Source organism: Synechococcus sp. HJ21-Hayes (assembly GCF_024345835.1).
Lineage (GTDB): Bacteria > Cyanobacteriota > Cyanobacteriia > PCC-6307 > Cyanobiaceae > Vulcanococcus.
Window position 1 is genome coordinate 1 of record NZ_JAGQBW010000035.1, and the last position, 11,274, is coordinate 11,274.

The following is an 11,274-nucleotide window of genomic DNA, read 5'->3' on the forward strand; positions in this document are numbered from 1 at the left end:
AAGACCGCATAGCTCCCTGGGAGGCAAAACTCCCGATGAGGTCTACACTGAAAATGAACCCTGTTCCTCCCGCCCGGAGTTAACGATGTCAGGGGCCGGAACTGTCCAATAAAAGGCACCCACCTCAATCTGGATTGCGGACAAAGAGGGTGACTTGCCTCCATGGCTAGTGGTCAACAACCCCAGGCTGCGACCGATCACGGTTCCCAATCCCGATCGCAACACCCGCCGCCAAGTTGCTCCCACCCTCGTTAAAGGCCTACCAGGGGCCGCAACGTCCACCGAGGAGGTCCTGCGAGCCGCAGAAAACACCTTGGTTGAGCAGTGCGAAGGATTGCTGCTGATCGACATGGTGGCCATTACGGACCTCTGCAGGCGGGAGGCCGTAGCGATTACGGAGTTAGGGGATGGCATCCGCCGCTTCAAGCTTGGCGTCACCGAAAACCCCTGGGCCCAGCTGAACCGCGAGCACATCCGTCAGGCGGACCAAACCGTCAGCCGCCGGATCAAGGGCCAAGACCATGCGGTGACCAAGATGCTGGACATCGTCAAACGGGCGGTGATTGGCCTGACCGGTGAGCAGGGCAAGCTCGGCCGCCCGCGAGGTGTTGCTTTCTTGGCCGGGCCCACTGGTACTGGCAAAACCGAATTGGCCAAAACCATCACCGAGCTGTTGTTTGGCGATGAGGGGGCCTATATCCGATTTGACATGAGCGAGTTTGCCGCTGAGCACTCCGATCAACGCCTGATCGGAGCACCTCCGGGCTACGTCGGCTACGACGTTGGCGGCGAACTAACCAATGCGATCCAAGAGAAGCCTTTCTCGGTGGTGCTCTTCGATGAAATCGAAAAAGCGCACCCGCGCATCCTCGACAAGTTTCTCCAGGTGCTGGATGACGGCGTTCTCACATCCGGGCGTGGTGAGCGGGTCTATTTCTCCGAAGCCTTTTTGATCTTCACCTCCAACCTCGGCATCTATCGGATGGGTCCCGATGGTGAGCGGGTACCCAATACCAGCCCCGACGATCCCTTTGTTGCTGTGCAGCAGAAGGTGTCTGGGGAGATTGACCGTTTTTTCAAGCTGGAACTGGGGCGTCCTGAGATTTTGAACCGCATCGGAGAGAACGTCATCGTCTTCGATTTCATTCGCCCAGATGTAGGAGAGGAGATCTTTTCGATGATGGTGGCGGCGATCCTGGAGCGGGTTGAGAAAGCGACGGGCCGGAGCGTCATGCTCAGCGATTCGGCACGCCAACAACTGCAAGCCATTTGTCTTGCCGACCTCTCCGACGGCGGTCGCGGGATTCGCAACCAACTGGAAGCGCACTTGGTGAATCCCTTGGCTCGAGCACTCTTCGACCAGCCAGCCACTGGACCTGCCTGCGTCAGCGCTGTTCGGGTCAGCGGTGGCTTAACGACCTTGGAATTCCAGGCAGGGGAGGGCATCTGAGATGACGGCTACTTCAATGTTCGTGAATCTCAGCAGGCTCCACTTCCCCGTCAGCAGCCTTGGCTATGGGCAGCGAGTTGCGGTCTGGTTTCAGGGATGCTCCTTGCAGTGCCCTGGTTGCGTCAGCCAAGACACCTGGGAGCACGGCCTTGGAACCATGCCCCTTGAAAGCTTGGTGGAGCAAATCGCCCGCTGGAATGACGCCGCCGATGGCCTCACAGTTTCAGGGGGGGAACCCTTTGAGCAACCAGGTGCCCTGCGGGAACTGCTGCTCTGGTGGCGACAGCAACAGGGGGGCGATGTCCTGGTCTTTTCAGGCTTGAGCTGGGAGCTGCTTCAAAGCACCTATCCAGACATCCTCCAGTTGATCGATGTCTTGATCAGTGACCCCTTTGAAGCTGGAGCGGGCCAAACCTTGCCCCTAAGGGGTTCAGACAACCAGCGGCTGCACTGCCTCTCACCCCTTGGCCAAGAGCGCTACCGGCAAATACCGGAGGAGAGTGTTTTAGATGTTTGCCTCGATGGCGACAAGGTTTGGCTGGCTGGGATCCCTCGCCAAGGGGATCTAGCCAAGCTGCGAAGCCAGCTCCAGGGTTTGGGCCTCGAGCTCAGCACATCTGATCAGGCGGGGTGCATGCCATGACAATCCGCCTAGTGAAAACCTGCCCCAGCTGTGGCCATGCCAACGACCCGGGGGAGTTCTATTGCGTGCGCATCTTGGCCACGGGACTGGCCTGTGGATTCACGATCCTCGATGAACCACCCCTGCCCGAGGGAGGGCAACCGATCCATCCTGAACCGGTAGTACCCGCTGCGGATTTGCCAGGGGCCCCAGCGGCAGAGACCCCAGAGGTGGAAGCTCCAGAGGATGGTTCGATAAGCGATGGCCGTTGGTGCCTTAACGGCCATGCCATGCAGGCCAATGATCAAATTTGCCTGAGCTGTGGAGCGAGCGCTGCAGAGGCTTCAGAGCACCTGGGTGACGACCCTTCCACTGGTTCCAGCGAGGCTTTAACGGGTCAACGACTCGATGCCATTCCCGCCGAATCCCGGGCAAATGACACCTTCATACGCACCTTGCTCAGGGCGGTGCACACCCAACTGGAGGCCTATGCCAGCGATGGCCGCGGACACGGCGCTATCTGCCCAGATGCCTTTCTCGTCCCCAGCCTTGACCCCCTGGAGGTGTCGCTGCTGGAGTCGGCCGTCGCAGCAAGCCAATCCCCTCGAAGTGGTGATCTGACGCTCAACGGCCATGGTCAGGTCTCCCGTTACTCGCCACCTGAGCAGCTGATCGGCATCCAATCTCCGGCCTCCGACTGGTGGAGCGTGGGCTTGCTGTTGCTGGAGCAGTGGCAAGGGCCCGGGCTTTGGGAAGGGATCCACGAACGGGCCTGGTTGCTGCAGGTCATCACCGAAGGCATTGCCATCCCGGCTGCGATCGAGCCCGATTGGCGCGATCTTCTGATGGGTCTGTTGACCCGAGACCATAGCCAGCGCTGGGGCGCGGAACAAGTGGGGCGCTGGCTCTCTGGGGATCGCGACATCGCGATTCACTACGAGAGTGCTGCAAGTGAGGATGCAGGGGAGGCCATTGCCCTTGGTGGTGTGCGCCATCGCACCCCTGCCAGGTATGCCCTTGCCGCTGCCCAGGAGCAGAACTGGGGGCTGGCTTTGGAGCAGCTCACCAACGGTGAATTGCTCACCTGGCTGGAGCAAAAGCAGTGGGATGCAGAACCCGTTGCCGAAATCCGCCGCCTCGCCAATGACGGGGCCCTGCCCTGCGATGAACGGTTGATGGTGGTTCTTCTGCTGTTGAACCCCAACCTGCCCCTTTGCTTCAGGGGTGACTTGGTGACCCCCGCCACTTTGGCGGCCACCCCAGAGCGCTCCCGCGATTGGTTGCGCGGATCTGTGCCCGAGCGGTTACTGCGTATTGGGCGCCAAACCTGGCTGGCTGATCTGGCCGCACGTCGCTCCAACGCCATGGAGCTGGCCAGGAGCCTGAAATTCAGCCTTGTGGAAGCACGCTTTGAAGCCGCTGCTTTAGTGAGCAACAGGCAACAGCTAGAAGCGGCCTGGGCCCAACGTCGCCGTGATTGGCCTGATGCCGTCCATCAAGGGGTCTTGAATCTGATTAGCAAGGGCAACCGCAGCGCCGAAGAGTTGCTGCTGTTGATCAGTGCTCCCCTCGAGCAGTTCCGTTCCGCCGCCCTGGTGCTGGAAGAAGCCAGGCAAGCCGCTGCAACCGCTGAGCTTCTCGATGGCTGGAGTGACGATGCAGCCCGGCCTTGGTTGGAGCAGGAGCGACGCAGTGTTCTCCAAACCCTCGCCGATCGTTTGGCGGATTTCGTGCGCTGCGGCATCCCCTTGGCAGACCATTGGGCGGACCAATTCCGCTACGAGCGGCGCATCTCCCTTGCCAGAGCCCTGGTGCTGTTGGCCATTCCCCCTGGGCAGTGGCAACGGCCGGAAGGGGGCGAACATTGGCAACGGTTGATGCATTTCTTTCACCGGCGCGTCCTGGGAGGCATCCAGCGCGGTCCATTGCTGGCCTTGAGCATCAAGCCGGGCGGTGACCGGATTGACCTCAATGAACTTGGCAGTGATGCCCTGCCGGCTCAAACCCTTCTCGACCATGTCGTCTCCCGGCGGTCGTCGCTGCGGCTCATCGATCCCAGCCGATTGGAGGAAGCACCGGGGCTGGCTCAGCGTTTGCGGCGCCTCCGCCAAACCGTTGATGCCTACCAGCGCGAAACGGGCATAGCCGCGTTGCACCTGGGCTTTCCCCTGCTGCTTTTAAAACCGCCAACGGCAGCGCAGGACGACACGCGCCAATCCAACCTCGTTCCGGTGTTGCTCTGGCCCGTGCAGATCGGCTCAGGTCAACAAGGGGCAGGGCCAAGCCTTGGCTTTGACAGCGAGCGCCAAGACGGCGAAGGGATCCGCCTGAATCCTGCTCTGACAAGCTTGCTCAGCCAAAGGCAACGCCTCGAGCTCGAAGCAGCGGCCTTGGAAATCAGCCAGCGGGCAGCCCTCACTGGTGTGCAGGTGATGGAGGTGCTGAGCACCATCTTCCCGAGCAGCGATCTGGAACTGAAGCCGTGCCCCCAAGAGCGCAAGCTCGCCAAGGAAGAAAGCCAACGCCTCTGCGCAGCAGCAGCCCTCTTTCACTGCACCTTCTCTGCCCAAACCTTGGCCCATGAACTGGCCCAGCTCGAGCGCATGCCGGCGCTAGAGGGTCCCATGGCTTCCCTTTTGCGGCTTGGTGATGGGCGGGCGGCAAGCCCAGCGTCAAAAGAAAGTGAACCACCCGAGAGCGGCCTGATCCTCGTCAGCCAGGCCGACCCATCCCAGAAACGCGCGGTGGCGCAGGCACGCCAAACCCCAGGAGTGCTGATTCAAGGGCCGCCGGGAACGGGCAAAAGCCAAACCATCGTGAATGTGGTGGCTGACGCCATTGCTCGCGGCGAACGGGTTTTGGTGGTTTGCCAGAAACAGGCCGCATTGGAGGTGGTCCGCAACCGCCTCGATGCCGTAGGCCTCGGCCCAAAGCTGGCCCTGATTACCGACCCAGGCCGGGATCGCCGCATCGTCCTCCAGCAGTTGAGGCAACAACTCGACAACCTTGCCCAGCGCCCCGATGCCCGCTCGCTGGCACCGGCACGGGAAGCCATCGCCACCGATGTCTACCGGCTCGAAAACGAACTCGATGATCTGCATCAAGCCATGGCCATGGCCGTTGGCAGCAGTGGCTTCCTCTACGGGCAGGTGATTGAGGAGTTGATCGCCGACCAGGCCATGGGCGGCAGCTTGGATCTCCCTGGCTTGAGGCCTGGGTTGGTGGGCCTGCACCACGAACAGGTGCGAACCCTGGCAGAGCTGGGCGGCGATCTGGCGCCCCTGTGGCTGAGAGCCAAGCCAGAGGGTAGTGCCCTCAGTGTGCTGCAGCGCTTTTCAACGGATCCAGGCAACCTCGCGTCCCTGCAAGACGCCCTGAGCAAGCTCGCCGATGCGGAGGAGTACCGACAACAGGCCTGCTTGGAAGCAAGCCTGCACTCCGGCGGGGTGCTTGAACCGCTGGATGCAACGCAAACGGAGCATTGGCTCCAGTTGCACGGAGCAGCGTTTGTTGCCGCGTCTCAGACGCTGGCGGCACTACTGCCCGGCTGGCTCCCTTTGTTCAGCGATTCCAGCGGCCAAGCCCTCGAGGAGCGCCTTGCCACGGAGATCCGTCAGCTGAGGCTGATGCAAGAACCGGGCATCGCCCTGCGCTGGCACTCTGTTCTGGAGCACGTCAATGACGACGATGTCGACGAACTCAACCAGGCAGCGGCCCGGTGGTTGCTTTGGCATCGCTCCTTGCTGCGCCACGTGTATCCCCGTTTTGGCCAGGCCAAGGCCACCCTTGCGGCCTTAGCCAGCGATGCCCTTGGGGCCGGTGCAGCGGGGGTGGGAGAACTTAAGACCTATCTGGACCACGCCCTAGGGCTGAGGGTCCATTGCCGGGCTTTGGAATCGATTCAACGTGCTCTGGGACTCGATGCCAGGGTGATCAACAGGCGCCCACTGCAACTTTTGGGGCAATTGGAGGCCCTAGCCGCCCTGCTGCAGGAAGGGCGAGCCCTTGTCGAGGGCGCTGCCCAGTGCCCGGAACCCCAAGCTTGTGAGCTGGCCCTGCAATCGGGCCGCGCCGAATCCCTGCGGGACTTGGTGGGCAGCCTGCGTCTTGGCATCCAACGCCAGGCCCTACGGCAACGCAGCCTCCAGCGCTTGGACACCCTGACCCCCTGGTTCCAACCCAATTGGATCGCCAGTTGCACCGAGGCTGTGGCCCTGAATCAATCGATCAGCGCCGAGCTCGCTGCCATCGCTGCCGCCATGCCCACGGTGGTGGACTACCAGCTGTATGACAGTCGCACCCGGGGCTTGTCGGAGCAGGAGCGCCATCTGCTCAGCCATTTCAGCGCTGAACGCTCTCGCCTTGAACAGGGCCCTGAAACCGCGGTGGGGTCAACCGTGCGGCAAACGATCTGGCGTGAGGCCCTGTTGGCATGGCGCAGCCAAGCGGAAGCCGAGGAGCCGGTGTTGTTGCTGGCCCGGGAAGACGTGGAGCGACGGGTGGAGCGACTTGCCGCCCAGGACGAGCGGCTCGTGGCCATCAACCGAGAGCAAACCGCCGCCTTGCAGAAGCCCGAGCGGGTCCTGCAACGGGCGCAATGGGACGAGGTAGTGATGCTGACGGGGCCTAGGGCCCGCAAGCTGCGTGAGGTAGTGGAGCTTGGCGAGGAGCGCGGCCTGTTTGAGCTCAAACCGGTCTGGTTGGCCAACCCGGAAACGGTGGCCCGCATCTTCCCCCTGAGGCAGGACTTGTTTGATCTGGTGATTTTTGATGAGGCGTCTCAACTTCCGGTGGAGCACGCCTTACCAGCCCTCTACCGAGCTGGTCGGGTCGTCATTAGTGGTGACGACAAGCAACTGCCCCCCACCAGATTTTTCAACACCGGTTTTGCCACCGACAGCGATGACGACAGCGATGGGCTGGATGTCTTTTCAGAGGACGCCATCGAGGCCCAGGAGATCCGCCGCCAAGTCAAGGACTGCTCCAACCTGCTGGAATTGGCCATGGCGGCTGGCCTAGCCAAGGTGTCGCTTGACATTCACTACCGCTCCACCTTTCGGCCGCTCATCAGCCATTCGAACGCTGCCTTCTATCAAGGCACGCTCAGCGTGCCGGCCTTGCACCCCGTCGATGAGATCTGCAAGCGCAGACCCCTGGAACTGATTGCCGTCAATGGCATCTACGAGGGCCAAAGCAACCGCGATGAAGCCGAAGCCATCGTGGACTTTCTTGCGGAGCTCTGGAGTAGCCAGCCTGAGGCCCCCAGCCTTGGGGTCGTGAGTTTCAACAAAAACCAAGCCGATCTGATCGAAGATTTACTGGAGGAGAGGGCCGATCAAGACCAGGCCTTCTTTAAGTCTCTGGTTCTTGAACGGGCACGGCGGCACAACGGAGAAGATTGCGGCTTCTTCGTCAAAAACCTCGAAAACGTGCAGGGGGATGAGCGGGATTGGATCCTGTTTTCGACCACCTTTGGCCGGGATCGCCAAGGACGTTTCCATCGCCTCTTTGGGGCGTTGGGTCAACAGGGAGGGGAACGGCGGCTCAACGTCGCCACCTCCAGGGCCCGCGACAAGGTGGTGATCTTCAACTCAATGCCGATTGAAGAGATCAGTGACCTCCCGAGGAGCCGCAGACCACCAGAAACAGCCCGCGACTTTCTCCAGTCGTACTTGATCTATGCCGCCGCCATCTCTGACGGCCGACTGGACGATGCGGAGCGCTGGCTCGAGCGTATTAACGATGGGCCCCGCCATGGCACCAGCCTTGGGGCAGCCCAAGGCAGCGGCCGCGGCTTCGTAGCAACGGTGGCCGAACACCTGGAGGGGCTGGGGTATGCGGTGGAACGGGCCCCGGCGCAGGATGCCTTTGGCTTTGATCTGGCCATTAGGGATCCCGCCACGGGGCTGTTTGCCCTTGGTATCGAGTGCGACGCCCCGCGGCACAAGGATTTAATGCAAGCCCGCGACCGAGAGATCTGGCGGCCGTCGGTGCTGAAACGCTGCGTGCCTCATACCCACCGCATCTGGTCGCGCCACTGGTTGATCGACGCCAACAGCGAGAAAAGCCGCTTGCAGCGAGCCCTTCAGAGAGCCCTTCCAGCTCCGCCCTAATCGTCGGCTCGTTGCCCCATCCCTTCTGCCAAACCTTCCGACCTCCAACTCCTTTGCAAACCATGAGCGGCCCAAAGATTGTCGATATCCGTGTCCTCCAGGCCCAGCGTGAACGTCAGCTGAGGCTGCTGCGCGAGCGCATTGCCTACCAACGCAAGCAGTGGGAGCGCTCCCGCCAGCGGTTGCAGGACGCCATCCATGAACTGGCAGACCAGGCCGATGGCCAGACCGTGAAGACGATCCAGGCCGCAGTGCGGAAAATCGAGCAGCGCTTCCAAAGCTGGCCTGACGATACCGACCTCGAGCAACTGTTGCAGCTCAGTGAGGCTCAACTGCGCTTCATTGAGCAGGAGACCCAGGAACTCAAAGAGCAGCTCACCCGCCAGTTGGCTGATTCCCGCCAGGGCCAGCGCTCTCTACAGCTGGCCATTGCTGATGCGGCCAGCCGGTTGGAGCGGGCGGGGCTTGGCACTGAACGGGATGAGCTCCTGGCTCAAGCCACCACTGGTGCCCTAGAAGCTGCCCTGGACAGGCTCAACGCTGCCGCCGTGGAAGTGGGCGATGGGGCCCTTGCTGCAGCCACCACAGAGCTGGTGGGGAGCATCAAGACGGAAAAGATTGATGCCTTGCCAACAATCGATGCCGCTGGCGAGCGGGTCGGGCGTTTGCTCGTACAACTGGAGCTACTGGGGGAATCCAGCCAAATCGCAGACTTCGCCGAGCGCCTGGAGAACTTGGCCTTGGTGGTCGATGTATCCCAGCGCCGGCTTCTCACCAATTCGCTGGCACTGGAGATCGATGCGGCCCTCAGTGCTGATCGTGTGGAACAAATCCGCCAAGCCAGCCTGGCTGCACTGGAAGCGGAACTGGCGATCTATCAAGCGGTGCCACCAGCATTGATCGAGCAGCTGCACATCCTTAAAGGTCAGCCCCAAGCAGTGATTACTGAAGTTGCAGCTGCCGTACGCAACTGGTGCGATGCCGAGGCCCAGCGCCAAGACGGCGAACAGATCCGCTCCCTGGTGTTGGGATCCCTGCGAGAGCTGGGTTATGACGTGCGGGAAGGCATGGCAACCGCCTGGGCAGAAGGCGGCCAGCTGATGTTGCAAAAACCCGGAAGCAGTGATTACGGAGTGGAGCTGCAGGACGTGAATGGCCGCGTGCGAACCCAAGTGGTGCGCTTTGGCGATCCAGCTGCAGACCCAACTGAGCAACAAAAGCAGAGGGATGTGGAGGTCGAACAGCAATGGTGCACGGCCCATTCGGCCGTACTCAAAAACCTTCAAGACGCAGGTCTTGAGGCCAAGATTCTGGCTTCACGGGCAATTGGCGAGCTGCCTTTGGAGATCAGAGCTGTGGATTCGGCAACGATCGCGGACCAGCGCAATGCGGCGACCAGACCAGCCGCCCCTAGCCAGCGCCAGATGAAAGGGAGTTAGCGCAAGCTTTCGCAAGCCTGGCCATCGCCATAGGCATCGAGGTAGGTATGACCTTGGCGCAACAGGTCTTGGGCTTTGGCGTAGGAGCCAATATCGTGACAGCACAGTTTCCTATGAGAGACGGTTCCCCCAGATTCTCTCGGTGACGTGACCCCCTTTGCTGCTCCAGTTCTTATGAGAGCTGATGGGGTGATCAAGCCGCTTTCCATTGCTGGAGGACTTCCAGGGGCGTACGCCCCTAGAGAGCCGAATGCGGTCTGTACACGTTGTACTCGATTCGGTGCTGCTCCGCCAACAGCTTGGCTTCCTGCACCGTGGTGAACAGTTCGATGTTCAGAAACTCGTCCCTGAATCGACCATTGAATGACTCCACAAATGGGTTCTCCCAGGGTGAGCCTGGCGGGATGTACGCCGTTCCTGTTCCGCTGCCTGTGCACCACTCCTGCAGGGCGTGGGCAATGAACTCAGGGCCATTGTCCATCCGCAGGTGAGTGGGAGGTGGATACAGCTTGAGCAGCTCCTCGATCGTGTCGATCACATCCATAGCCTGACAACAGCGGCCCACCCGAATCGCCAGGCAGACCCGGCTGAATTCGTCAATCACGTTCAGGAACTTGAGCGTGCGGCCATTCAGCCCGCAGGAGCTCCCGGCCACCGTCAGCAGGCCGAGAACGCTTCCGCTTGCGTGGCAGGGGCCGCTGCAGCCCCTCCTCCCGCCAGATCCGTTGCACCCGCTTGTGATTGACGCTCCAGCCATCCAGCCGCAGCCGCCGGTAAACCAGCCTGCGGCCCCAGCGCACATGGCGCCGGGCCAGCTCCCGGATCCGCCGGCGCAGCTTCTGCTCCTCGATATCCGCCACCGGCACCGGCCGGCGTTGGGTGTTGCGATTCTGGCCCGCCAGCCGGCAGGCACGACGCTGGGACACCCGGAATCGATCCTGCAGAACCACGACGGCTCTGCGGCGACGTTCCGGGCTTAGAAGTTTCCCTCGGCAAGCTCCTACTGCTTCGCAGAAGCCCTTCGGGCTAGAGCATCGCCTTATCCAATTCGGCGTCTGCCAATAATCGCTTTAGCCGTGTGTTCTCCAGCTCGAGCTCCTTGAGGCGTTTGGCCTCCGTGGCCTTCATGCCGCCGTAGAGCTGCTGCCAGCGGTGGTAGGTGGGGGCAGACACCTACAAGGCCCTGCAGACATCGGCGACGCTCTGGCCCTGGTTGAGGAGCTGCTCAGCAGTGCGCAGCTTGCGGATGATCTGCTCGGGGTTGTGGCGCTTGCGTTTCATGGGGCTTCTCCTGGCCAATTCTGGCCGGTAGGGAAGCTCTCATAAAGACTGGTTCAGTTTTTGGGGTCCACGTCAGCTGGAACTACGTGATGCGCCTGCGCGGCGACACCGAGATCCATTGCACCGCAGCGCCTCTGGGCTGTCAGGTTCGCCGGTTGCGCCTGCGCCGCGGGCACTGTCGGGGTTTCCGCAGCGTGAGGCTATGGACTGAAGGCCGCCAAACGGTCAACCTGGTCCTGGCGCAGGGCTGATTCAAAGTTTCAACACAGGTTGGGCTGCGGCTGTCGCCGTACCAGCGCCAGCAGTGCCGTGATGTCGTGCATCACCGCCTGCATTCCGGCTCGAATCGATCGAAAACCAGCCAGCCTC

General features: G+C 61.6%; 4 protein-coding genes and 1 pseudogene. 4 read left to right on the forward strand and 1 reads right to left on the reverse strand.

What is annotated here, in order from left to right; all coding sequences use genetic code 11:
• Positions 1 to 169: 169 nt before the first annotated feature.
• The 4 genes from KBZ14_RS15495 to KBZ14_RS15510 all read left to right on the forward strand — a co-directional run bounded on the left by KBZ14_RS15495 (position 170) and on the right by KBZ14_RS15510 (position 9,624).
• On the forward strand, positions 170 to 1,450 hold the full coding sequence (locus KBZ14_RS15495; RefSeq protein ID WP_255119249.1) for an AAA family ATPase: 1,281 nt from the start codon (positions 170 to 172) through the stop codon (positions 1,448 to 1,450).
• 16 nt (positions 1,451 to 1,466) lie between these two features.
• Complete coding sequence (locus KBZ14_RS15500; RefSeq protein WP_255119252.1) at positions 1,467 to 2,093, forward strand: 4Fe-4S single cluster domain-containing protein; 627 nt, start codon at positions 1,467 to 1,469, stop codon at positions 2,091 to 2,093.
• On the forward strand, positions 2,090 to 8,185 hold the full coding sequence (locus KBZ14_RS15505; protein ID WP_255119250.1) for an AAA domain-containing protein: 6,096 nt from the start codon (positions 2,090 to 2,092) through the stop codon (positions 8,183 to 8,185). The genes KBZ14_RS15500 and KBZ14_RS15505 overlap by 4 nt, the downstream gene beginning before the upstream one ends.
• 62 nt (positions 8,186 to 8,247) lie before the next feature.
• Entirely contained in the window at positions 8,248 to 9,624 is a 1,377-nt protein-coding gene (locus tag KBZ14_RS15510) for a coiled-coil domain-containing protein (protein WP_255119251.1), read from the forward strand.
• A gap of 238 nt (positions 9,625 to 9,862) precedes the next feature.
• On the opposite strand, the pseudogene KBZ14_RS15515 reads toward KBZ14_RS15510, so the two are convergent.
• Positions 9,863 to 10,905: pseudogene (locus KBZ14_RS15515) on the reverse strand (integrase core domain-containing protein).
• Positions 10,906 to 11,274 lie beyond the last annotated feature (369 nt).

Excerpts from the sequence above, each read along its gene's own strand:
- KBZ14_RS15500 (WP_255119252.1), top strand. The coding sequence starts at position 1,467 with ATGTTCGTGAATCTCAGCAGGCTCCACTTCCCCGTCAGCAGCCTTGGC.
- KBZ14_RS15505 (WP_255119250.1), top strand. The coding sequence starts at position 2,090 with ATGACAATCCGCCTAGTGAAAACCTGCCCCAGCTGTGGCCATGCCAAC.
- KBZ14_RS15510 (WP_255119251.1), top strand. The coding sequence starts at position 8,248 with ATGAGCGGCCCAAAGATTGTCGATATCCGTGTCCTCCAGGCCCAGCGT.